General features: G+C 66.8%; 23 protein-coding genes. 2 read left to right on the top strand and 21 right to left on the bottom strand.

Features of this window, described 5'->3' with window-relative positions:
- Positions 1 to 21: 21 nt before the first annotated feature.
- The 7 genes from dxr to rpsB all read right to left on the bottom strand — a co-directional run bounded on the left by dxr (position 22) and on the right by rpsB (position 6150).
- On the bottom strand, positions 22 to 1215 hold the full coding sequence (gene dxr, locus Q8Q88_RS02915; RefSeq protein ID WP_305673697.1) for a 1-deoxy-D-xylulose-5-phosphate reductoisomerase: 1194 nt from the start codon (positions 1213 to 1215) through the stop codon (positions 22 to 24).
- Positions 1203 to 2039, bottom strand: coding sequence for a phosphatidate cytidylyltransferase (locus Q8Q88_RS02920; protein WP_305673719.1), 837 nt, complete (start codon positions 2037 to 2039; stop codon positions 1203 to 1205). Before Q8Q88_RS02920 ends, dxr begins: the two co-directional genes overlap by 13 nt.
- Positions 2017 to 2778 carry an isoprenyl transferase gene (locus Q8Q88_RS02925; RefSeq protein WP_305673698.1) on the bottom strand — a complete coding sequence of 254 codons (762 nt, stop codon included), beginning with the start codon at positions 2776 to 2778 and terminating at the stop codon, positions 2017 to 2019. Before Q8Q88_RS02925 ends, Q8Q88_RS02920 begins: the two co-directional genes overlap by 23 nt.
- A 37-nt stretch (positions 2779 to 2815) precedes the next feature.
- Positions 2816 to 3382, bottom strand: a complete 567-nt coding sequence (frr, locus tag Q8Q88_RS02930; protein WP_305673699.1) for a ribosome recycling factor — start codon at positions 3380 to 3382, stop codon at positions 2816 to 2818.
- A 37-nt stretch (positions 3383 to 3419) separates the two neighbouring features.
- Positions 3420 to 4139, bottom strand: a complete 720-nt coding sequence (gene pyrH / locus Q8Q88_RS02935; protein ID WP_254833194.1) for a UMP kinase — start codon at positions 4137 to 4139, stop codon at positions 3420 to 3422.
- 99 nt (positions 4140 to 4238) lie between these two features.
- Complete coding sequence (gene tsf, locus Q8Q88_RS02940; protein ID WP_305673700.1) at positions 4239 to 5174, bottom strand: translation elongation factor Ts; 936 nt, start codon at positions 5172 to 5174, stop codon at positions 4239 to 4241.
- Between the two features lie 94 nt (positions 5175 to 5268).
- Complete coding sequence (gene rpsB / locus Q8Q88_RS02945) at positions 5269 to 6150, bottom strand: 30S ribosomal protein S2 (RefSeq protein ID WP_305673701.1); 882 nt, start codon at positions 6148 to 6150, stop codon at positions 5269 to 5271.
- Between the two features lie 233 nt (positions 6151 to 6383).
- Between rpsB and Q8Q88_RS02950 the strand changes: the two genes are divergently transcribed.
- On the top strand, positions 6384 to 6689 hold the full coding sequence (locus tag Q8Q88_RS02950; protein WP_305673702.1) for a hypothetical protein: 306 nt from the start codon (positions 6384 to 6386) through the stop codon (positions 6687 to 6689).
- 4 nt (positions 6690 to 6693) lie between these two features.
- On the opposite strand, the gene Q8Q88_RS02955 is transcribed toward Q8Q88_RS02950, so the two are convergent.
- The 6 genes from Q8Q88_RS02955 to Q8Q88_RS02975 form a co-directional block, all read right to left on the bottom strand.
- The gene (locus tag Q8Q88_RS02955) at positions 6694 to 7062 is read right to left on the bottom strand and encodes a VOC family protein (protein WP_305673703.1); all 369 of its coding nucleotides are present in this window, start codon (positions 7060 to 7062) and stop codon (positions 6694 to 6696) included.
- Positions 7063 to 7066: 4 nt separating this feature from the next.
- Entirely contained in the window at positions 7067 to 10504 is a 3438-nt protein-coding gene (dnaE, locus tag Q8Q88_RS02960; RefSeq protein ID WP_305673704.1) for a DNA polymerase III subunit alpha, read from the bottom strand.
- 17 nt (positions 10505 to 10521) lie between these two features.
- Positions 10522 to 10611 carry a cell division inhibitor SidA gene (gene sidA / locus Q8Q88_RS24665; protein WP_082531887.1) on the bottom strand — a complete coding sequence of 30 codons (90 nt, stop codon included), beginning with the start codon at positions 10609 to 10611 and terminating at the stop codon, positions 10522 to 10524.
- Positions 10612 to 10785: 174 nt separating this feature from the next.
- A complete protein-coding gene (locus Q8Q88_RS02965) occupies positions 10786 to 11412 on the bottom strand; it encodes a hypothetical protein (protein ID WP_305673705.1) in 627 nt (208 codons plus the stop codon).
- A 92-nt stretch (positions 11413 to 11504) separates the two neighbouring features.
- Positions 11505 to 12194 carry an ABC transporter ATP-binding protein gene (locus Q8Q88_RS02970; protein ID WP_305673706.1) on the bottom strand — a complete coding sequence of 230 codons (690 nt, stop codon included), beginning with the start codon at positions 12192 to 12194 and terminating at the stop codon, positions 11505 to 11507.
- A complete protein-coding gene (locus tag Q8Q88_RS02975) occupies positions 12187 to 13473 on the bottom strand; it encodes a lipoprotein-releasing ABC transporter permease subunit (RefSeq protein WP_371129802.1) in 1287 nt (428 codons plus the stop codon). Before Q8Q88_RS02975 ends, Q8Q88_RS02970 begins: the two co-directional genes overlap by 8 nt.
- A gap of 180 nt (positions 13474 to 13653) precedes the next feature.
- Here Q8Q88_RS02975 and Q8Q88_RS02980 point away from each other — a divergent pair, with 180 nt between their 5' ends.
- Positions 13654 to 14340, top strand: coding sequence for a hypothetical protein (locus Q8Q88_RS02980; protein WP_305673708.1), 687 nt, complete (start codon positions 13654 to 13656; stop codon positions 14338 to 14340).
- A 228-nt stretch (positions 14341 to 14568) separates the two neighbouring features.
- On the opposite strand, the gene Q8Q88_RS02985 is transcribed toward Q8Q88_RS02980, so the two are convergent.
- The 8 genes from Q8Q88_RS02985 to Q8Q88_RS03020 all read right to left on the bottom strand — a co-directional run.
- Entirely contained in the window at positions 14569 to 14832 is a 264-nt protein-coding gene (locus Q8Q88_RS02985; RefSeq protein ID WP_305673709.1) for a DUF1467 family protein, read from the bottom strand.
- Complete coding sequence (gene mce, locus Q8Q88_RS02990; protein ID WP_305673710.1) at positions 14832 to 15254, bottom strand: methylmalonyl-CoA epimerase; 423 nt, start codon at positions 15252 to 15254, stop codon at positions 14832 to 14834. Before mce ends, Q8Q88_RS02985 begins: the two co-directional genes overlap by 1 nt.
- 61 nt (positions 15255 to 15315) lie before the next feature.
- Positions 15316 to 15684 (bottom strand): hypothetical protein, encoded by a 369-nt coding sequence (locus Q8Q88_RS02995; RefSeq protein ID WP_305673711.1) that lies wholly within the window; start codon positions 15682 to 15684, stop codon positions 15316 to 15318.
- Positions 15685 to 15699: 15 nt separating this feature from the next.
- Positions 15700 to 17382, bottom strand: coding sequence for a ribonuclease J (locus Q8Q88_RS03000; protein WP_305673712.1), 1683 nt, complete (start codon positions 17380 to 17382; stop codon positions 15700 to 15702).
- Complete coding sequence (locus Q8Q88_RS03005) at positions 17382 to 18158, bottom strand: type III pantothenate kinase (protein WP_305673713.1); 777 nt, start codon at positions 18156 to 18158, stop codon at positions 17382 to 17384. Before Q8Q88_RS03005 ends, Q8Q88_RS03000 begins: the two co-directional genes overlap by 1 nt.
- 3 nt (positions 18159 to 18161) lie before the next feature.
- On the bottom strand, positions 18162 to 18899 hold the full coding sequence (locus tag Q8Q88_RS03010; protein WP_305673714.1) for a biotin--[acetyl-CoA-carboxylase] ligase: 738 nt from the start codon (positions 18897 to 18899) through the stop codon (positions 18162 to 18164).
- Complete coding sequence (gene nuoN, locus Q8Q88_RS03015) at positions 18900 to 20339, bottom strand: NADH-quinone oxidoreductase subunit NuoN (RefSeq protein ID WP_305673715.1); 1440 nt, start codon at positions 20337 to 20339, stop codon at positions 18900 to 18902. It lies immediately after the preceding gene.
- Positions 20340 to 20352: 13 nt separating this feature from the next.
- The coding region (locus Q8Q88_RS03020; RefSeq protein ID WP_305673716.1) for an NADH-quinone oxidoreductase subunit M at positions 20353 to 21445 on the bottom strand (1093 nt) is incomplete at its 5' end.

Here is a 21445-nt window from a genome sequence, read left to right on the forward strand (position 1 = left end):
ACAGGGTGCTCCTCCAAGGCCTCAACGGCCTAGACCGGCCACGACGTCGCCTGCCACGCGGCGCGCCGTCGCATCGATGTGTCGCGCCCGCTCCAGGGCGTCGCCGGAGAGATCCGCCATGAGCCCCTGCCCGTCCACGCGTTCCAGGGTCCTCGCCACCGTGGCGGCAATATCCAGAAAGCCAATCTTACGGTCAAGGAAGGCGGCCACTGCGACCTCGTTGGCGGCGTTCATCACCGCGGGCGCGGCCCCACCGGCCGCAAGTGCTTCTTTCGCGATCTTCAAGGCGGGAAAACGGCGCAGGTCCGGTTCTTCGAAAGTTAGTTGCCCCGCGGCGGCCAGATCCAGCTTCGGCGCCGGCCACGGCAGGCGGTCGGGCCATGCGAAGGCGCAGGCGATCGGCGTGCGCATATCCGGCGGTCCCAGCTGCGCCAGGGTCGAGCCGTCGGCGTATTCCACGAGGCTATGGATGATCGATTGCGGATGGATCAGCACGTCGACCCGCTCGGCCGGCATGGCGAACAGGTAGGCCGCCTCGATCATCTCGAGGCCTTTGTTCATCATGGTCGCTGAATCGACCGAGATCTTGACTCCCATGTCCCACTTGGGATGGGCCACGGCCTGTTCCGGCGTCGCGTGCTCCATCTGGCCGATCGACCAGGACAGGAACGGGCCGCCGGAGGCGGTTAGAATCAGCCGCGAGACGTGCTGGGCGTTCATCGGGTCCAGCACCTGGAAAATCGCCGAGTGCTCGGAATCGACCGGGATCACCGCCCCGCCCGCCAGCTTGGCGGTGCGCAGCAGCGAGGGGCCGGCGCAGACCAGGCTCTCCTTGTTGGCCAGCGCCACGACCGCCCCGGCCTTGGCCGCCGAGAGTGTCGGCGGGAGCCCCGCGAAACCCACGATGGCCGACATCACCCACTGGGCGTCACCGGCGGCGGCCTCGGCCACGGCGTTGGCGCCGGCGGCGGCCTCGATCCCCGAGCCCTTCAACCGCTGGCGCAACTCGTCGAGCCGGGTCTCATCCTCGATCACCGCCAGCTTCGGCCGCCATTGCAGGGCCTGCTGCGCCAGGCGCTCGACATTGCGTCCGGCGGTCAGGGCGGCGATCTCGACCTCGGCCCCGGCCTTCTCGAACAGGTCCAGTGTCGAGACCCCGACCGAGCCCGTGGAACCCAACACGCTGACACGCCGCGGCAAGGTCAATTCGCCCACCCCAAATGGTTGATGAGCCGGGCGCCTGCCAGGACGACCGCGGCGAACATCAGGCCGTCGACCCGGTCCAGCAGGCCGCCGTGACCCGGGATCAGGTCGCCGGAATCCTTCACTCCGAACCGGCGTTTCAGCATGGACTCCCAGAGGTCGCCCGCCATGGTGGCCAGGCCTGCGACGAACCCGATCAGGGCGCCGGCCTGCAGGCTGAGCACGATGTCGCTGAAGGCGGCCATGGCCACGCCGGCCAGGGCCGCGGCGATCAGGCCGCCTATGAATCCCGACCAGGTCTTATTTGGCGAGAATCGCGGCCATAGCTTGGGCCCCTTGAGCGCGCTGCCAACCGCGAAGGCGGCGATGTCGGCCGTCCAGACGACGGCGAACAACAGCAGGGTCCACTGCCGCCCCTCGGGCATGCCGCGCAGCCAGACCAGGCAGATCATCGGGATGGCGAGATAGACCACGCCATAGGCCGCGTTACCCGGCCGTTCCGAGACGCCCCTCGCCACCAGGGCGGAGGCCGCCGCGCCGATCGCCAGGGCGGCCCAGGCGTAGGTCATCTGGCCTAGATAGGCCAGGAAGGTCCCGGCCAGGATCGCGACCGTGAGCGCCGCCGACACCCGGATCGGCGCCTTGGGGGCGGTCATCGCGCCCCATTCGATGCAGAGCAGCGCGACCGCCACGGCGATCAGGACGAGGAACAGCCAGCGCACGTCGTCGGCGAACCAGACCGCGCCCAGCGCCGCGGGCACCAACACGGTGGCGGAGGCCACGCGTATGCCCAGATTGGTCCAGTCGAACCGCCTAGCCTGTGGCAAGGACATCATCGGCCACGGCCCCGCCGTATCGCCGCTCACGTTTCTGGAACTCCGCGATGCCCTCGGCGAGGTGATGCGGCGTGAAGTCGGGCCAAAGGACGTCGGGGAACACGAACTCGGAATAGGCCGACTCCCAGAGCAGGAAGTTCGACAGCCGCTGCTCGCCGCTGGTGCGGATCACCAGGTCGGGCGACGGCAGGCCGCCGGTGGAGAGGCGGGCCTCGAAGAAGGCGTCGGTGATGTCTTCAGGCGCGATCCGGCCCGCCGCGACCTCGGCGGCGACGGCGCGGGCCGCGTCGACGATGTCGGCGCGACCGCCATAGTTGAAGGCCACCTGGAGGAAGAATTTGTCGTTATGGGCGGTCTGGCGTTCGGCGCGCTCGACGATCTCGGCCACGTCCGGCGGCAGGCCTTCGCGGCGGCCCAGGATGCGGACCTTCACGCCCTCGCGCACCAGCTTGTCGAGGTCGGAGTTCACATAGAGCTTGAGTAGCCGCATGACCTCGGCCACCTCGCCGGCCGGCCGGCGCCAGTTCTCCGTGGAGAAGGCGTAGAGGGTCAACCAGCGGATGCCCTGGTCCGGCGCAGCCTCGACCACGCGGCGGATGGCGTCAACGCCCTTGGGATGGCCCACCTGACGCGGCAGGCCGCGGCGCTTGGCCCAGCGGCCGTTGCCGTCCATGACGATCGCAACATGCAGGGGGGCGTCGGGCGCGCCCTTCGGCTGCTCTTTGTCGGCGATGGTCATGGGGTTCCCGTTCGTCCTTCAACCAGACCGCGGACGATCAAACCTGCATGATCTCTTGTTCTTTGGTTTTCAAGGCTTCGTCCACCCTCTTCACCGCCTCGTCGGTGAACTTCTGGACCTCGACCTCCATCTTGCGATGCTCGTCCTGATTGATGGCGCCGTCCTTCTCCGCCTTCTTCAGGTCGTCATTGGCGTCGCGGCGCACGTTGCGGACGGCCACCTTCTGCTGCTCGGCGTACTTGCCGGCCAGCTTGGCCAGGTCTCGACGGCGCTCCTCGGTCAGCGGCGGAATGGGGATGCGTAGGTTCATGCCGTCGACCACGGGATTGAGGCCGAGACCGGCATTGCGGATCGCCTTTTCCACTGAGACGACCAGGCCCTTGTCCCAGATGCTGACGCTGATCGAGCGCGGCTCGGGGACGCTCACGGAGCCTACCTGGTTGATCGGCACGGTCGAGCCGTAGGCGTCGACCATCACCTGATCCAACAGGCCGGCCGAGGCGCGGCCGGTCCGCAGCGAGGCGAACTCGTCCTTCAGGGCGAGAATCGCCTTGTCCATGCGGTCCTTGTAGCTCGAAAGGACGGGCTTTTCGGTAGCAGCCATAGGGAGTTCTCCCGATCTTCTCGTTTGAGTCTCGTGGTCAGGCGATGGTCGTGAAGACGCCCTGCCCCTGCAAGACCTTCATGAAGTTGCCCCGCTCTCGGATGGAGAACACCACGATCGGGACGTTGTTGTCGCGCATCAGGGCGATGGCCGAGGCGTCCATGACCCGCAGATCCTTGGCCAGAACCTCCTGGTAGCTGAGCGTCTCGTAGCGCTGGGCGCTGGGATCCTTCTTGGGATCGGCCGTGTAGACCCCGTCGACGCTGGTGCCCTTGAAGAGCGCATCGCAGCCCATCTCGGCCGTCCGCAGGGCCGCGGGCGTATCGGTTGTGAAGAACGGCGCGCCGAGGCCGGCGGCGAAGATCACCACCCGGCCCTTTTCCAGGTGGCGCAAGGCGCGGCGACGGATGTAGGGCTCGCAGACCGCCTCCATGGGGATGGCCGACTGCACCCGGGTGTAGACGCCGACCTTCTCCAGGGCGCCTTGCAGGGCGAGCGCATTCATCACCGTGGCCAGCATGCCCATATAGTCGGCGCTGGCGCGGTCCATGCCCTTCCCGGCCAGGGAGACGCCGCGGAAGATGTTGCCGCCGCCAACCACCAGGCAGAGCTCGACACCGGCATCGACCACTTCCTTGATGTCCTCGGCCACCGCCTCAATGGTCTTGGTGTCGATCCCGAAGAGCGCATCGCCCATCAGGACCTCGCCCGACATCTTCAAGAGGATCTTCTTGTAGCGGGGCTTGGCGTCGGGCATCGGCGGCATCCGGAGAATCTTAGGCGGTACTTACATAAACCAAGGGCGTGGTGCGCGTCGAACGCACCACGCCCTTGGGTCGTCTTTATCTTGCAAGCCTTAGGCTTGGCTGGTCATCGAAGCCACTTCGGCGGCGAAATCGTCGACCTTCTTCTCCACGCCCTCGCCGAGCGCGAAACGCACAAAGCCCTTCACGGTCACCGGCGAGCCGGTTTCCTTGGCCGTGTCGGCCAGCAGCTGCTCGATGGTCTGGTCCGGGTTCATGACGAAGGGTTGCTTCAGCAGCACCACTTCTTCCTGCCACTTGCGGATCCGGCCTTCGATCATCTTCTCGACCACGCCGATGGGCTTGCCCGATTCCAGCGCCTGGTCGGTCAGGAACTTCTTTTCCTTCTCGACGGCGGCCGGATCGAGGTCGGCCTCGGTGAGCGCCAGCGGCGGGGTCGGCGTGCCGGCCACGTGCAGGGCGATCTTGCGGCCGACATCCTTCAGCACCTGCTGGTCGCCGGCGCCTTCAAGAGCCACGAGCACGCCCAGCTTGCCGACGCCTTCGCCCTGCGCGTTGTGCAGGTAGAGGGCGACAGCGCCTTGGGCCACGCTTAGGCGCGCCGAGCGGCGCAGGCGCATGTTCTCACCGATGGTCGCGATCATGTTGGTGATCACGTCGGCGACGACCTCGCCCTTGGCGGTCTTGGCCGCCGTGATGGCGTCCACGCCCTCGACATCCAGGGCCACCACGGCGAAGTCGCGCGCGGCGCTCTGGAAGGTGTCGTTCTTGGACACGAAGTCGGTCTCGGCGTTCAGTTCGACCAGCACGCCGGTCTTGCCGTCGTCGCTGAGCTTGCCCGCCACCAGGCCCTCGGCCGCGGCGCGGTCGGACTTCTTCGCGGCCTTGGACAGGCCCTTGGTGCGCAGCCAGTCGATCGAGGCTTCGATGTCGCCGTCGTTCTCCTGCAGCGCCTTCTTGCAGTCCATCATGCCTGCGCCGGATTTCTCGCGCAGGTCCTTGACGAGCAGAGCGGTGATTTCCGCCATGGTCAGCTCCTTCAATTCAAAGAGGTCGGCGAGGCCCGTCTAGGACCTCGCCGTGATCGTTTCGTGTCGACGGGCGCGCGGAGGCGCCGCCGGCCTATTCCTGCGTCGCGGTCGGTTCAGCCGCCGGGGCTTCCGCCGCGGTGGTCTCCGGTTCGGTCGCGACCGGCTCGGGAGCCGGTTCAGCGGCGACCGGCGCGGCGGCGACAGGCTCAGGCGCCAGTTCGCGCGCCAGGGTCGGCTCGATCGGGGCCACCGAGGCGCCCAGGTCGACGCCGGCGGCCGATTGGCCGGCGGCCAGGCCGTCGAGAACCGAGTCGGCCATCAGGTCGCAATAGAGCTGGATGGCGCGCGCGGCGTCATCGTTGCCCGGGATCGGATAGGTGATGCCGTCCGGATTGCAGTTGGTGTCCAGGATGGCGATGACCGGAATGTTGAGCTTGCGGGCTTCCTGGATCGCGATCGCTTCCTTGTTGGTGTCGATCACGAACATCAGGTCGGGAATGCCGCCCATGTCCTTGATGCCGCCGAGGCTCAGCTCCAGCTTGTCCCGCTCGCGGGTCATCTGCAGCAGTTCCTTCTTGGAACGGCCGGCGCTGCCGTCACCTTCCAGCAGGCCTTCCAGCTCGCGCAGGCGGGCGATGGAGCCCGACACGGTGCGCCAGTTGGTGAGCGTGCCGCCCAGCCAGCGGTGGTTCACATAGTACTGGGCCGAACGCTTGGCCGCGACCGCGACCGGCTCGGAGGCCTGGCGCTTGGTGCCGACAAACAGCACGCGTCCGCCGGACGCGGCGACTTCGCGCACCTTCACCAGGGCCTGGTGCAGCAGCGGGATCGACTGCGAAAGGTCGATGATGTGGATGTTCGACCGCGAGCCGAAGATGTAGCGGTCCATCTTCGGGTTCCAGCGGTGGGTCTGGTGGCCGAAGTGCGCGCCAGCTTCCAGGAGCTGACGCATGGAGAATTCAGGAAGCGCCATACGCTTTCAAGTCCTTTTTCCGGTTAACCGCCGCAGGCAAACCCCCCGAGTGGGGGACCGGAATGGATATGGCGGGATGTCTCCCCGCACATCGCCAAACACCTGCGTGTGGAATGAGGCGGGGAAATAGGGGCTAAGCGCGGGAAAAGCAAGTCTCTCCCGCAGGATGGCCGCCACCGGCGCTTGCAAGCTTGACCTTGGTGATGCACTTTTGAGTAGATTTGGAGTGGGATATGAAACTCATTGTAGTGTTCGGTCTGGGGTTGGCGGTTCTCGCCGCGGGCGCCTCCGGAGCCTCGGCCGGGACGTTCAAGGATCAACCCGGAACCTTCGGCGGCTATCGCGCGCCGGCCCCGCCACGCCTCGGCGCGCCGCCCGTGGCTGCGCCCAAACCCTATTCCCCACCTCGCGCCGCGCCGGCGCCCGCGCCATTCCGGCCTTATCAGGGGACCTCCACCTATTCCAACCGCGGCGGGGTGAACGCCTATCCGAGCGCGCCCAAGCCAAAGGGCTATATCAGCCCCTACGGGAAGCCCTGACCGCCTACTGGTGGACCGCCTCCAGGCGATGGCCGTCCGGGTCGGTGACGAAGGCCGCATAGTAGGTGGGGCTGTAGGTGCGCCTTAGACCCGGCGCGCCGCGATCGGTTCCGCCGGCGGACAGCGCGGCGGCATGGAAGGCGTCGACCGACGCCTGGTCCGGCGCATCGAAGGCGATGTGGAATCCGGGGCCGGGCGGACGGGCGTCGGCATGGGGAAACAGGTTGAGCTTCTCGCCCTCCCCCGGCCGCCCGTAACCCAGGCCCCGAGGATCGTCCCATATCCGGACCCAGCCGAGCGGACGCAGGACCGCGTCATAGAAGACCCCGGCGCGGGCCAGGTCCTTCACGCCGAAGGACACGTGGCTCAGCACGGTCCTAGAGGTCCTCGACGAAGACCACGCCCGGCGAGGTCTTCAGGGCCCCGCGTACGGCCCCATCGAGGGTGAAGCGGCCGGGCAGCTTCACCTCCACCTCGCGGCCGCCCTCGACCCCGGCCACCAGGATGATCTCGCCGCCCCGGGCGTTGACCGAGCCCTCCAGCCGCTTCTTCAGCGCTTCGATCTCGGCGCTGCGCGGCGCCAGGTGAACGCGTAGGCCGGCCACGGCGTTCTCGATCGCCTTCTCCACCGGCTCGGCGTCGTCCCCGAAGAAGCGCACCTCACCGTCCTTGGCCTTGGCGCGGACCTTGATGGCCACCGCCCTGCCGGGCTCCAGCAGGTCGCGGCACCTGCGAAGCGCCTCGGGCGGGAACAGCACCTCGTATTCGCCGGTGGGATCGGAGAGGGTCACGAAGGCGAACTTCTCGCCCGAGGACTGCGAGGCCCGTTCCTGCTTGCGGCGCACGACGCCCGCCATGCGGAAAGCCTCCGATCCCGCCTCGGCCTTGGGAATGACGTCGGCCAGCAGGTCGGTTCGCCGGCGCCGAAGCGCCTCGACCATGTCGTCCAGCGGGTGGCCGGAGAGGTAGAAGCCGACCGCGGCCAGCTCCTCGTCCAGACGCTGGACCGGGTTCCACTGCTCCACCTTGGGCAGGCGCGGTCGCTGGGCCTCCACCTGGTCGCCGCCAAACAGCGAAGCCTGGGACGAGGCGCGATCGGCGGCCATGCTCTGGCCGTGGCCGGCCAACACGTCGGCGGCGGCCAGGATCTGGGCGCGGTTGGGATGCAGGCTATCGAAGGCGCCGGCCCGGGCCAGGGTTTCGAAGGCGCGCTTGTTCACCTGCTTGGGATCGACCCGCTCGACGAAGTCGAACAGGTCGCGGAACGGCCCGCCCTCTTCGCGCACGGCCACCACGTGCTCCATGGCCTGCAGGCCGAGATTGCGGACCCCGCCGAGGGCGTACACCACCTCGCCGTTCTCCACCTCGAAGTCGGCGCCCGAGCGGTTCACGTCCGGCGCATGGATCTTGACGCCGAAGCGCTTGGCGTCCTGATAGAAGACCGCCAGCTTGTCGGTATTGGAGATATCGAGGCTCATCGAGGCGGCGAAGAACTCCGCCGGCGTGTTGGCCTTGAGCCAGGCCGTCTGGTAGCTGATCAGGGCGTAGGCGGCCGCGTGGCTCTTGTTGAAGCCGTAGCCCGCGAACTTATCCACCAGGTCGAAGATCGAGCCGGACTGCACTTCCGGCACGCCCTTGGCCAGGGCGCCGGAGATGAAGCGCGCGCGCTGCTGCTCCATCTCCTCCTTCTTCTTCTTGCCCATCGCGCGACGGAGCAGGTCGGCTTCACCCAGGCTGTAGCCGGCCAGGATCTGGGCGATCTGCATCACCTGTTCCTGGTAGACGATGACGCCGTAGGTCTCCTTCAACACCGGCTCGAGCGAGGGATGCAGGTAGTCGATGGGCTTGCGGCCGAACTTGCAGTCGATGAACAGCGGGATGTTGTCCATCGGTCCTGGCCGATAGAGCGCGCCGACGGCGGTGACGTCCTCGATGGAGCCGGGCCTCAGCTGCCGCAGGGTGTCGCGCATCCCCTGCCCTTCGAGCTGGAACACCCCCACGGTTTGCGCGGCCGACATCAGCTCGTAGGTCTTCTCGTCGTCGAGCTTCAGATCGGCCATCTCGATGCGCGCGCCGCGCTTGGCCAGGTGCTTCAGCGCCCGGTCGATCACCGTCAGGGTCTTCAGGCCCAGGAAGTCGAACTTCACCAGGCCCGCGCTCTCCACCCACTTCATGTTGAACTGGGTGGCGGGCAGGTCCGAGCGCGGATCGCGATAGAGCGGCGTCAGCTCGGTCAGCGGCCGGTCGGAGATCACCACCCCGGCAGCGTGGGTGGAGGCATTGCGATAGAGGCCTTCCAGCTGCAGAGCGACGTCCAGCAGCTGGGCGACCGCCTCGTCGTCTTCCTTGGCCTGACGCAGGCGCGGCTCGATCTCTATGGCCTTGGCCAGCGTCACCGGATTGGCGGGATTGGCCGGGACCATCTTGGCCAGACGATCCACCTGACCCAGCGGCAATTGCAGGACACGTCCCACGTCGCGCAGCACGGCGCGCGCCTGCAGGGTGCCGAAGGTGATGATCTGCGCCACCCGATCGCGGCCGTAGTGCTTCTGCACATAGCTGATCACCTCCTCCCGCCGCTCCTGGCAGAAGTCGATGTCGAAGTCGGGCATGGAGACCCGTTCCGGGTTCAGGAACCGCTCGAACAGCAGGCCGTAGCGCAGCGGGTCGAGGCCGGTGATCAGCAGCGACCAGGCGACCAGCGAACCGGCGCCGGAACCCCGGCCGGGCCCGACCGGAATGTCATGGGCCACGGCCCATTTCATGAAGTCCGAAACGATCAGGAAGTACCCGGCGAAACCCATCGTCTGGATGACGCCGATCTCGCGTTCCAGCCGCTCCCAGTAGACGCTTTCTTCCTGCGACAGCTGATGGCCGATCAGCCGCTTGCGCAGGCCCTCGCGGGCCTGTTCGGCCAGCTCCTCGTCCTCAGTGCGCCCGCCGACGGTCGGGAACCGCGGCAGGATCGGGTCGCGCTTCTTGACCATGAAGGCGCAGCGCCGGGCGATGTCGAGGGTGTTGTCGCAGGCCTCCGGCAGGTCGGCGAACAGGGCCCGCATGGTCTCGGCGCTCTTGAAATAGTGCTCGGGCGTGACCCGGCGGCGCTCTTCCTGGCTGATGAAAGCGCCGTCGGCGATGCACAGCAGGGCCTCGTGAGCCGCGTACATCTCCTGCTTGGCGAAATAGACGTCGTTGGTGGCGACCAGCGGCACGTCGTTCTCATAGGCGAAGGCCACCAGCTCCGGCTCCGCGGCCGCCTGGGCCGTCATGCCGTGACGCTGCAGCTCCACATAGAACCGGTCGCCGAACACCGCCGCCATCTCGGCCAGCGCCGCCTTGCCCTCGGCTGACTTGCCCTGGGCGAACAGCGGGTCGACCGGCCCGTCGACCCCGCCCGACAGCAGGATCAAGCCCTCGGCGTGACGCTGGACCATGTCCCAGCTGACCGAGACGTCCTCGGTCCCGTCGGCCTCCAGATAGCAGGCCGACGACAGTTCGCTGAGATTGAGATAGCCCCGCTCGCTCTGGGCGAGCAGCAGGATGGTGGGGACCTTCGACCAGCGATCGGTCTGGCCGCCGCCGATGCCGGTCACCGGCAGGGCGCAACCGACGATCGGTTGGACGCCCGTCTCCTTGGTGAGCACGGAGAATTCAAGCGCGCCGAACAGGTTGGCCCGGTCGGCCAGGGCCACAGCCGGCATCTCGACCTTGGCGGCCAGTTCGCCGATCTTCTCGGCCTTGATCGCGCCTTCCAGCAGGGAATAGGCGGAGCGGACCCGCAGGTGGACGAAACCCTCGCTCACCGCGTCGCTCACCTAGAAACCTCCGTCTGCTAGGCCGCCAGTTGGGCCACGGCGCACATCATCCAGACAAACCCCGCCACCGACACAAAGGCCAGTGATTCCCGAGCCAAACGAACCATTTGCGACGCCCCTCTGTGGATGTTCTGTGAATGTTCTTATTCTTGTTTTGTTCTCATCCGTCAAGGCAAAATTCGCCTTGCTTTGCCGGGATCGCCGGAGCGGCGTGTCGCGAGTCGGGTCGATGGCTGCAAAACGCCCATGTAGCAGCGGCCATGCCTGCCGCTACTTCACAATCACTCGGGTACGCTTGTCGGCTTCACTAGAAATTTTACCTCGTCGGTGAGGTAAGCAATTGAAGCTACCGAAACGAGAAACTGACCCTTTGGCGTTGTTAGGCTAAATGGATGTCCGGCCTTCACCTTGGTTGGCTTTCCAACCTTGCCCATTACTGACACTGAAACACTTGCGCTTTGGTCGGCGTAGGTGTCTAGGACTGCGATGACGATGCCGGTCAGATCATCAACGTCCGCCGTGCCAACTTTAATTCGCCGCTCAGTGTTACCCCCCGCTGGCTGACCGTTCCGGGTTCGATAGGCGGCTACCTCAGAAGTAAGGCCAACCACCTGGGCCTTAAGCTCCGTCACCTTCGGTACAATGGCGGGGAGCGCGTTCTCAGTTCGTCCCAACCATTGTAGGTATTCCGAATTCTGCGCCCGCAGCGTCGCAGCTTCCCGCTCGAGCAACTCCAATTTCACCCGGTACTGTTCAGCCTGAGCACTCGTCGACTCTATCTGCGCCTTCAACAAATTCACGCGATTGTCTGCGAGAATGAAAGTTGAGGCGGCCCATACCGCGCCGGCTACAAAAATGGTGTACGAAACTATCGATTTTGTAGAGTTTTGCTCAAACCAATTAGTCATGCCTCGCCCCCACCGCGATCGAACCGATCAGTCTTGGTTGGAGCTCATTTAGGGGTCGAGTCTCAGTCGCTCACAATCCGCGGTTACTGAGCTTACCCCCTCGCCTGCTCTTCCAGCTTGCCGTCCTTCAGGGCCACCACACGGTCCATGTGGCGGGCGAGCTCGAGATTGTGGGTGGCCACCAGGGCCGCCACGCCGGTCTTGCGCGCCAGGTCGTAGAGGCTCTCGAACACCGCCGCGGAGGTGGCCGGGTCGAGGTTGCCGGTGGGCTCGTCGGCCAGCAAGAGGCGAGGCGCGTTGGCGAGCGCCCGGGCGATGGCCACCCGCTGCTGTTCGCCGCCCGACATCTGGGCCGGCTGGTGATCGACCCGCTCGGCCAGGCCCAGGGTGGTCAGGAGCTCAAGCGCCCGCGCCCGGGCGGCCTTGCGCGAGCGCCCGGCGATCATTTGCGGCAGGGCCACATTGTCCAGGGCCGTGAACTCGGCCAGCAGGTGATGAGCCTGGTAGACGAAGCCGATGGCCGCGAGCCGGACGCGGGTCCGCTGGCGGTCGCTGAGGTCGGAGCAGTCGCGGCCCTCGATGTGGATCTCGCCGGCGTCCGGATGCTCCAGCAGGCCCGCGGCGTGCAGCAGCGACGACTTGCCCGACCCCGAGGGCCCGATCAGGCCGACGATCTCGCCGGGCTTCACGTCGAGCGCGGCGCCGTCCAGCACCACCAGGGTGCGGTCGCCGCTCTTGTAGGTGCGGCGCAGGCCGCGGATTGAGAGGACGGGCTCACTCATAGCGGAGCGCCTCCACCGGATCGAGGCGCGAGGCGCGCCAGGCCGGCGGCAAGGTCGCCAGGAACGACATGGCCAGGGCCCAGAAGGTGATCACGCCGACCTCCCGCCAATCGATCTTGGCCGGGATGCGGCTGAGGAAATAGATGTCCGAGGAGAACACCTGGGCACCGGTGACCCACTCCACCGCCTGCTGGATCTCACCGATGAAGATGCAGAACAGCGAGCCGATCAGCAGGCCGGCGAGGGTGCCCAGCACGCCCACCGCCGCCCCAGCCATGAAGAAGATGCGCAGGATCGACCCCTGCCCCGCCCCCATGGTCCGGAGAATGGCGATGTCGCGGCCCTTGTTCTTCACCAGCATCACCAGGCCCGAGATGATGTTCATGGCCGCGATGGCCACCAGCATCATCAGGATCAGCCGCATGACATTGCGCTCGACCTTGAGCGCGCCCCAGTAGGAGGCGTTCTTCTCGGTCCAGTCCGTGAGCAGGGCCGCGGGCCCCGCGACCCTGGCCAGCTCGGGCTTCATGGCCACCGCTTCATCGGGGTCTTCCAGCTTGATCTCGATATAGTCGAGGCCGGTCTCGCGGCCGAAGAACAGCTGGGCCTGCTCCAGCGGCATGTAGATGAAGGCCTGGTCGTACTCACTCATACCGACGGTGAAGGTGCCGGCCACGGTGTAGGTCTTGCGGAGCGGTGTGGCGCCGAAGGCCGTCGCCCCGGCGCTGGGCGAGACCAGGCTGAGCGGATCGCCGGGCTGGACGCCCAGGGCCTGGGCCAAGCGGTCGCCCACCAGGATCATGTCGCCGCCGTACTCGCCCTCCCCGAAGCCGGCCATGGAGCCTCGGGTGATGTTGTCGGAGACCAGCCGGGTGGCCTTGAGGTCCTTGGCCGTGATCCCGCGCACGATCGCGCCGCTGATCTGGCCATTTCCGAGCGCCATGGCCTGGGCCTCGACCACCGGGGTCACCTGGATCACCCCTGGCATCTGGCCGACGCGCCGGATCATGGCGTCCCGGTCGGGGGAGTTCAGCACCCCGCCCGCGACATAGAGGTGGCCGGAGAAGCCGAGAATCCGCGACAGCAGCTCGGTGCGGAAGCCGTTCATCACGCTCATGACGATGATCAGGACCGCCACGGCCAGCATGATGCCGACGAAGGAGATGATCGAGATCAGCGCCACCCCGCCCTGACTGCGCTTGGCGCGCAGGTAACGCGTCGCCACGGCGCGCTCCCACTGGCCGAAGGGCGGCGCGCGGCCGTTGGTGCTGGCGGTCATGCTCATAAGTCGGAATCGCCCCGTCGAGCTCGTTCAACGGCCCTGTTAGCCATTGGTTCGCCAGCTAGGCAATGAATGCCACGAAAAGAAGGCCGCCCGTCTCAGGCAAGGAACAACTGCAACGCGTATTTAACCGCAACCTCCCAGGGTGCCCCCAGTACGGCGCTGGTGGGGATGGACATGAGCGGGATCGGGCTTGAACTCTTGGCTTCCGCCTTGCTGGCGACAGCCCTCGCGCCGGCTGACTCGATCCGAGCGTGCCAGGGACGTTTCGATCGCGAGGCGAGCAGCGTGTCGGCGGCGATCTTCGTGAACAACCGCCAGCAGGTGGATCTCGGGATCAGCGGCCTGACATGGACCGCCGTGCCGATGCAAAAGACCGCCCTTCCCTTTACGGGTGTCAGCCTCACCTACGCGATCTCGAACGCGAGGGCGCCGCGTTTCGAGCTGCGAAGCGTCGAACTATCCCACAACGGTGGCTCGGGTGATTGTGGAAGCGGCGACGTCATCGTGCAGGCCAATGGGCGTGAAGTCTTTCGTCAGCCGTATCGTTCGACCGTCGGTTTCTGCGCCCTTCGCGGCGCCGTCGATCCCGAGGAGTCGACGACGCCAAGGACTGCGAAGATCACCGCCGAGACCATCGCGCGCGCATCCAGACTGACCGTGCGATTTGTCACGAGCGACGGACGAGTGGTCGGCGAAGCCCAACTGTCCGGCCTCGATCCCCGCGAGAGAACAGCAGATCTTGAGCGCGTCTTCCTGGAGACCTTCCGCAAGTCGGCCGCCTTGGAAGGCTGCCAGCCGTTCGTGTCGCAAATCTTCCCTGAATCGATGCTCCCAAGGAATTGGGCCGACGGTCCCAGCTGAACCCCCTGGGAAACGAAAAGAAGGCCGCCCAGGGAGGTGGGCGGCCTTCAGTCGTCGGGGAAAACGCCACAGCAGTTCCGGAGAGCCGCTCGTGTCTGTGACCATGGATAGCCGCGTTCGGACCGCCCGGCGCGAGGCGCCGCTCCCGCTAGGGGAGGTTCGTGCATTTCGCCCAAAAATTGAGCGCGCCGCGTAGGGAGCCAGCGATACCGCCGCCGGGTTGGGCGCCTAGGTCCAGCTCGCCGGCAGTGGCGGCAGGACGATCAGCCGGAAATGCAGCACCAGGAAAAGGATCGTCCACAGGATCGCGGCGATCCAGGTGGTGGTGAAGAACTTCGTCTTGAGCTTGGGGTCCACCGGCGCGCCGGGATCGCCGCCGTCGCCCTTGTCTATGCCGGCTTCGGCGTGGCTGACCGTGCCTAGCGGCAGGATGGCGAACAGCACCGTCCACCAGATGGTCAGGAAGATCGCGATGCCGGTGGCGATGCCCATCAGTGCGCGTCCTTCGGGGTTTCCATCAGCTCGACCAGCACGCCGCCCATGTTCTTCGGATGGACGAAGATCACCGGCACGCCGTGCGCTCCGATGCGCGGCTTGCCGTCGTTGAGCACCGTGGCGCCCTTGGCCTGCATGTCGTCGCGGGCGACGATGATGTCGGGCACCTCGAAACAGACATGGTGCTGGCCGCCCTTGGGGTTCTTGGCCAGGAAGGCGTGGATCGGCGAGGCCTCGCCATAGGGCTCGATCAGCTCGATCTGGCTATTGGGCAGGTCGACGAAGCAGACATAGACCCCCTGCTCCTCCAGGACCTTGGTCTCGCTGACCTGGGTGGCGCCCAGCATGTCGCGGTACATGGCGACGGACTCGGCGATGGAGGGGGTCGCGATTCCCACATGGTTCAGTCTTCCGATCATGGCGAACGTATAGACCTGTCCGCCACCGAGCGCGAGATCACGTGACGGCAGGGATCGTGCGCTAAATGTACTCTCCCGTGAAAGTCATCCCCGATGCGAAGGCGAAGACCAGCCCGAAGGGGATGTTCACCAGAGCCCAGGCGATGGCGGCAGGCCTCGCCCGTTTCAGCAGAGCGATGAGCGCAGCGGAGAAAACCCCCTGCGCGATCAGGCAGACCAGGATCAATGGGAGCGGCTCTCTGCTCTCGCCGAAGGACAAGCCGGTCCAAGCCATGGCAGCGGCGAACGGTGTCAGCCAAGTCAGCGGCAGGAGAAATGCAAACCGGACGCGAGGCTCCTGCGGGCGGCGTCGCCAGAGCCAGAAAGCTACCGGTCCGAGGACGACGACGCAGAACCCAGCAAATCGGAGTAAATCTCCCGCGATGTGCACGGCGGACTCCACCGGCTAGACCCGCAGCACCGTGGTCTCGACCACGGGCCGCTTGCCCCAGATACGCTGGCTGGCCTTCTTCACGGCGCGGGACAGGGCCATCTCGACCTCGGAATCGATCTCGCGCTGGTCGCCCTTGAGCTTGCCGAAGGCCGTTTCGGCGTCCTCGGCCAGATCGTCCAGGACCTCGTCCATCGAATAGTCTTCGTCGGCCGGGAGACCCAGGGCCTTGACCCGCGGGCCCGAGACGATCTTGCCACGCCCGTCAAGCACGACCGACACAGCCAGGACCCCGTTATAGGCCGCGTGGCGGCGCTCGCGCAGGGCGTCGCCGTTCTCCGGGGTCAGGAAACCGGCGTCCACATAGATGCGGCCGGCCGGCACCTCGTCGATGATCTCGGCGCGGCCGGGGGCCAGGCGGACCATGTCGCCGTTGCGCGGGGCGACGGTCTGCTTGACCTGCAGGTCCTTGGCGAAGGCGGCGTGCTCCAGCAGGTGGCGGCGCTCGCCGTGGGTGGGCACGGCGATCTCCGGCCGCGCCCAAGCGTACATGCGGGCCAGCTCATCGCGGCAGGGGTGGCCGGAGACGTGGATGCCCGGATGATCGCGCTCGGTGTAGAGCCGCACCCCGCGGTCGGCGAGGCGGTTCTGTAGGTTGCGGATCGGCACCTCATTGCCGGGAATGACCCGCGAGGAGAAGACGCAAGCGTCGCCCGCGCCCAGTTTCACATGCTGATGGGTGCCGTCGGCGATCCGCGAGAGTGCCGCGCGGGGCTCGCCCTGGCTGCCAGTGCAGAGATAGAGGATCTTGTCGTCGGGGAAGTGCTTGGCCTCGCCATCGGTCAGGAACTCCTTGATGTCGGAGAACAAGCCGACCGACTTGGCCGCCGCGGCCATGCGGTGCATCGAGCGGCCGACCAGGCAGACCCGGCGGCCCGCGGCCTCCCCGGCCCGGATGATCGAGTCCATGCGCGCGACGTTGGAAGCGAAACAGGCCACCGCCACCTTGCCGGTCAGGCCGGAGATCAACTTGGCCATGGCGTCGCGGACATCTGCCTCCGACCCCGCCTCGCCGTCGACGAAGACGTTGGTGGAGTCGCAGACCATGGCCAGGACCCCCTCGTCGCCGAGCTTGCGGATCGCGCCCTCGTCGGTGACCAGGCCCAGGACCGGATCGGGATCGATCTTCCAGTCGCCCGTGTGCAGGATGGTGCCCAGCGGTGTGCGGATCGCCAGGCCGTTGGGCTCCGGGATCGAGTGGGTCAGGGTGATCAGGTCGATCTCGAACGGACCGAGCTTGATGGTCCCGCCCAGCGGCACCTCGGTGATCTCGGCGTCGGCCGCGTCTTCGTTCTCGCGCAGTTTCTCGCGCAGCAGGAAGGCGGTGAAGGGGGTGGCGTAGAGCGGCGCGCGCAGGCGCGGCCACAGCCAGGCCACGGCGCCGATATGGTCCTCATGGGCGTGGGTCAGCACGATGCCCAGGATATCCTTCGCGTGCGCCTCGATGAATTCCGGGTCGGGCAGGATGATTTCCACGCCCGGCGTGGTCTGGTCGCCGAAGGTGACGCCCAGGTCGACCACGATCCACTTGCGCGCATGCGGAGGGCCGTAGCCGTAGAGATTGAAGTTCATGCCGATCTCGTTCGAGCCGCCGAGCGGCAGGAAGACGAGTTCGTCGGTGGGTTTTACTTTGGTCATTACGTCCCTGCCGCCGTGTTCCGGCGGTGAATTTCAAGAAGACCGCGGATGGTCAGATCCGGGTCGAAGTGGTCGATGGCGAGCGTCGCCCCGTGGAACAGTGAGGCCACACCGCCGGTCCCAATCACCGTCATCGGCTTGCCCCACTCGGCTTTGATACGAGCCACGAGGCCCTCGATCAGGGCGATGTAGCCCCAAAAGACCCCCGCCTGCATGGATTCCACCGTGTCCTTGCCGATCACATGGCCCGGCCGCTGGATCGCGATCCGCGGCAGTTTGGCCGCCGCCGTATGCAACGCTTCCATGGAGAGGTTGATCCCTGGCGCGATGGCGCAGCCCTCCAGGCCGCCGTCGGCCGCCACCACGTCCAAGGTCGTCGCGGTTCCGGAATCGATCACGATCAGGTCACCGGAATAGACGATGTGCGCACCGATGGCGTTCACCAGGCGGTCGGCGCCGGCCTCCGACGGCTTGTGGATCCGCACCTCGATGCCGAGGTCGGCGTTCTCGCCGATCACCAGAGGTTCGACGTGCAGGTAGCGACGGGCCAGGTTGCGCAGGTTGAAGATCGACTGCGGCACCACGCTCGAGATGATCGCCGCATCCAGCACCCCGAACTGCAGGCCCGCCATGTTCAGCAGCTGTGACAGCCAGACGGCGTACTCGTCGGCGGTGCGGCTGGGATCGGTGGCGGCGCGCCACTGGGCGATCCAGGTCTCGCCGTCATGGACGGCGAACAGCGTGTTGGTGTTGCCCTGCTCGATGGCCAGCAGCATGGGTCAGCCCCCTCCGAAAAACACGTCGCCGGCGGTTATGCGCAAGATCGCGCCGTCGTCCAGCTTCAGGCGTAGCGCGCCGTCGGAATCCAGGCCCAGCGCCGTCCCCCGGATCGTCTGGTTGGGCAGGCGGGCCTCGCAAGGCTCGCCCAGGCCGTGGGCCGTGGCCGTCCAGCCCTTGGCGATGGGCGCGAAGCCCTCGCGTTCCCAGGCCGCGCGCCAGTATTCGAACCGGGTCGCCAGCACCTCCAGGGCGTCGAGCGGCGCCGGGGGCGGGACGGTCATGTGCTCGGCGAAGGCGGTGGCGGGCCGTTCCACGTCCTGCGGGGCGTGGGCCAGGTTGATGCCGATGCCGACCGCCAGCCAGAGCGCGCCGTCGGCGCGAACGCCCGACTCCACCAGGATGCCGACCGCCTTGCGGCCATGCACCAAGACGTCGTTGGGCCATTTCAGCTGGGCCGCGCCGGCGCCCAGGCAGGTCTCGGCGAGATCGGCGGCCGCGAGCGCCGCGACGAAGGATATCTGGGCGGCCTCGCCGGCCGGCTTGTCGGTGGTGAGCAGCAGGGTGGCGGCCAGGTTGCCGCTCACCGTCTGCCAGGACCGGCCGCGGCGGCCGCGCCCCGCCGTCTGGACCAGGGCGGTGATCCAGACTGGGCCGCCCTCCCCCGCCTCGGCGCGGCGACGCGCCTCGGCGTTGGTGGAATCGAGTTCGTCGTAGGCTTCGATCGGCGGGTGCGCCACCTAGCTCAGGCCGAAGGCCGCGGCGGCCGCATGGGCCAGCGGATCGATGAAGATGAGGCCGCCCATGACCAGCGGGAAGCTGAACAGCGCCGCCCCATAGGCGATGGCGCGGGCCTCGCCGGGGATGGCGTCGGTCGGGCTGGGCGCGGTGTCGAACCACATGGTCTTGATCAGGCGCAGATAATAGAAGGCCGCCACCACGCTGCCGACCAGGCCCAGGACCGCGGCGATCTGGATCATCGGGTCAGCCACGTTGATGGCCGCCTTGAACACGTAGAACTTCGCCCAGAAGCCGGAGAACGGCGGCAGGCCGAGCGCCGACAGCGAGAAGACGGTCATGGCCAGCGCGATGCCCGGACGCTGTTTGAACAGGCCCGCCATGTCGTCGATGGTCTCCATGGCCACGCCAGCGCGGCTGAGCGCGGTCAGGCAGGCGAAGAAGCCGGTCACATCGACCATGTAGAGCACCATGAAGACCAGCATGGCCTGGACGCCCTCGGCGTTGCCCGCCGCCAGGCCCAGGATCGCGTAGCCGACATTGGCGATGGAGGAATAGGCCCAGAGCCGCTTGAGGTTCTTCTGGGCCAGGCCCGCGAAGGCGCCCACGAAGACCGAGAACAGGGCGATGACCACCAGAATCTGACGCCACTGGTCGATGGCGCCCTCGAAGCCCTCGGTGAGGACCCGGGCGAATAGCACCATGGCCGCCAGCTTGGGCGCGGCGGCGAAGAAGGCCACCACGGGGGTCGGGGCGCCTTCATAGACATCGGGGGTCCACATGTGGAACGGCGCGGCGGAGACCTTGAAGGCCAGGCCGCAGATCAGGAAGATCAGCCCGAACAGCACCCCGGTATTGGCGCCGGAGGTCACCGCCAGGGCGATGTCGGTGAACATGGTCGAGCCGGCGAAACCATAGATCAGCGAGGCCCCGTAGAGCAGCAGGCCTGAGGAGAGCGCGCCCAGCACGAAGTACTTCAGGCCGGCCTCCGAGGCCTTGGCGTTCTCGCGATGCATCGCGGCCAGGACGTAGAGCGCCAGGGACTGCAGCTCGACGCCGACATAGAGCGAGATCAGGTCGCCGGCCGAGGCCATCATGCCCATGCCAAGCGCGGCCAGCAGGACCAGGACCGGGAACTCGAAATTGCGCACCGACTGGCGCTCGAACCATTTCTGGCCCAGCGGCAGGGCCACGGCGCTGGCCAGGTAGATCGCCACCTTGGCGAAGGCCGAGGCCTGATCGGAGATCATGCCGCCGGAGAAACCGCGGCCGAGCGGACCGACGGCCGCGGCCCAGGCCGCGCCCAGCAGCACCAGGATCGACGCCCACATGATCGCCGTGGTGCTGCGCGGCGAAAAGGCGCCGGCCACCAGCAGGACAAGGGCGCCGCCGGCGAGGATCAGTTCCGGGACGGCGAGAGAGAGGGAGGTCTCGAAGTTCATCTGGTGGTCTTCCTCACCCGCCGATGGCCGCGCGATAGATCGCGGCGAGGTTGTCAGCCGAGGCTTGGGTCAGATCGAGGACGGCGGCCGGATAGACGCCGAGGTACAGGGTGGACGCGATCAGCGGCGCGAAGATCGCCACCTCGCGCCAGTCGAGGTCGGTGATGTCGGCGAGCGCCGGATTGGTGATCTCGCCGAAGATGACCCGCCGATAGAGGCTGAGCGCATAGACCGCCGAGAAGATCACCCCGGTGGCGGCCATAACCGCCGTCCAGGTGGAGACCTGATAGACCCCGACCATGGTGGTGATCTCGCCGATAAAGCCCGAGGTGCCCGGCAGGCCCACATTGCCCATGGTGAACAGCATGAAGGTCGCCGCATACCAGGGCATGCGGTTCACCAGTCCGCCATAGAAGGCGATCTCGCGGGTGTGCATGCGGTCATAGACCACCCCGACGCAGAGGAAGAGCGCCCCGGAGATCACCCCGTGGCTCAGCATCTGGAAGATCGCGCCCTGGATGCCGATAGCGTTGCCGGCGAAGATGCCCATGGTCACGAAACCCATGTGGGCCACCGACGAATAGGCGATCAGCTTCTTGATGTCGGTCTGCCGGAAGGCGACCAGCGAGGTGTAGATCACCGCGATCACCGACAGGGCGAAGACCAGCGGCGCGAAATAGTCCGAGGCTTGCGGGAACATCGGCAGCGAGAAGCGCAGGAAGCCGTAGCCCCCCATCTTCAAGAGGATGCCGGCCAGGATCACCGAGCCCGCCGTGGGCGCCTCGACGTGGGCGTCGGGCAGCCAGGTGTGGACCGGCCACATGGGCATCTTCACCGCGAAGGAGGCGAAGAAGGCCAGCCATAGCCAGGTCTGCAGCTCGGGCGCGAACTTGTAGACCATCAGCTCGGGGATCGAGGAGGTCCCGGCGACGCCAATCATCGCCAAGATGGCGGCCAGCATCAGGACCGAGCCCAGCAGGGTGTAGAGGAAGAACTTGTAGGCCGCGTAGACCCGGTTCTTGCCGCCCCAGATGCCGATGATCAGGAACATCGGCACCAGGCCGAACTCGAAGAAGGCGTAGAACAGCACCAGGTCCAGGGCGCAG

Origin of the sequence: Phenylobacterium sp. (genome assembly GCF_030697925.1) — a bacterium.
In the GTDB taxonomy this organism is placed as follows: domain Bacteria; phylum Pseudomonadota; class Alphaproteobacteria; order Caulobacterales; family Caulobacteraceae; genus Phenylobacterium.

What these genes read in the sequence shown, in the direction of transcription:
- Q8Q88_RS03000 (WP_305673712.1), bottom strand. Translation starts at nt 17,382, where the DNA reads ATGACCAAAGTAAAACCCACCGACGAACTCGTCTTCCTGCCGCTCGGC.
- Q8Q88_RS03005 (WP_305673713.1), bottom strand. Translation starts at nt 18,158, where the DNA reads ATGCTGCTGGCCATCGAGCAGGGCAACACCAACACGCTGTTCGCCGTC.
- pyrH (WP_254833194.1), bottom strand. Translation starts at nt 4,139, where the DNA reads ATGCCCGACGCCAAGCCCCGCTACAAGAAGATCCTCTTGAAGATGTCG.
- Q8Q88_RS02950 (WP_305673702.1), top strand. Translation starts at nt 6,384, where the DNA reads ATGAAACTCATTGTAGTGTTCGGTCTGGGGTTGGCGGTTCTCGCCGCG.
- tsf (WP_305673700.1), bottom strand. Translation starts at nt 5,174, where the DNA reads ATGGCGGAAATCACCGCTCTGCTCGTCAAGGACCTGCGCGAGAAATCC.
- Q8Q88_RS02970 (WP_305673706.1), bottom strand. Translation starts at nt 12,194, where the DNA reads ATGAGTGAGCCCGTCCTCTCAATCCGCGGCCTGCGCCGCACCTACAAG.
- mce (WP_305673710.1), bottom strand. Translation starts at nt 15,254, where the DNA reads ATGATCGGAAGACTGAACCATGTGGGAATCGCGACCCCCTCCATCGCC.
- Q8Q88_RS02925 (WP_305673698.1), bottom strand. Translation starts at nt 2,778, where the DNA reads ATGACCATCGCCGACAAAGAGCAGCCGAAGGGCGCGCCCGACGCCCCC.
- frr (WP_305673699.1), bottom strand. Translation starts at nt 3,382, where the DNA reads ATGGCTGCTACCGAAAAGCCCGTCCTTTCGAGCTACAAGGACCGCATG.
- Q8Q88_RS02965 (WP_305673705.1), bottom strand. Translation starts at nt 11,412, where the DNA reads ATGACTAATTGGTTTGAGCAAAACTCTACAAAATCGATAGTTTCGTAC.
- Q8Q88_RS02980 (WP_305673708.1), top strand. Translation starts at nt 13,654, where the DNA reads ATGAGCGGGATCGGGCTTGAACTCTTGGCTTCCGCCTTGCTGGCGACA.
- rpsB (WP_305673701.1), bottom strand. Translation starts at nt 6,150, where the DNA reads ATGGCGCTTCCTGAATTCTCCATGCGTCAGCTCCTGGAAGCTGGCGCG.
- Q8Q88_RS02975 (WP_371129802.1), bottom strand. Translation starts at nt 13,473, where the DNA reads ATGACCGCCAGCACCAACGGCCGCGCGCCGCCCTTCGGCCAGTGGGAG.
- Q8Q88_RS02920 (WP_305673719.1), bottom strand. Translation starts at nt 2,039, where the DNA reads ATGATGTCCTTGCCACAGGCTAGGCGGTTCGACTGGACCAATCTGGGC.
- nuoN (WP_305673715.1), bottom strand. Translation starts at nt 20,339, where the DNA reads ATGAACTTCGAGACCTCCCTCTCTCTCGCCGTCCCGGAACTGATCCTC.
- Q8Q88_RS02985 (WP_305673709.1), bottom strand. Translation starts at nt 14,832, where the DNA reads ATGGGCATCGCCACCGGCATCGCGATCTTCCTGACCATCTGGTGGACG.
- sidA (WP_082531887.1), bottom strand. Translation starts at nt 10,611, where the DNA reads ATGGTTCGTTTGGCTCGGGAATCACTGGCCTTTGTGTCGGTGGCGGGG.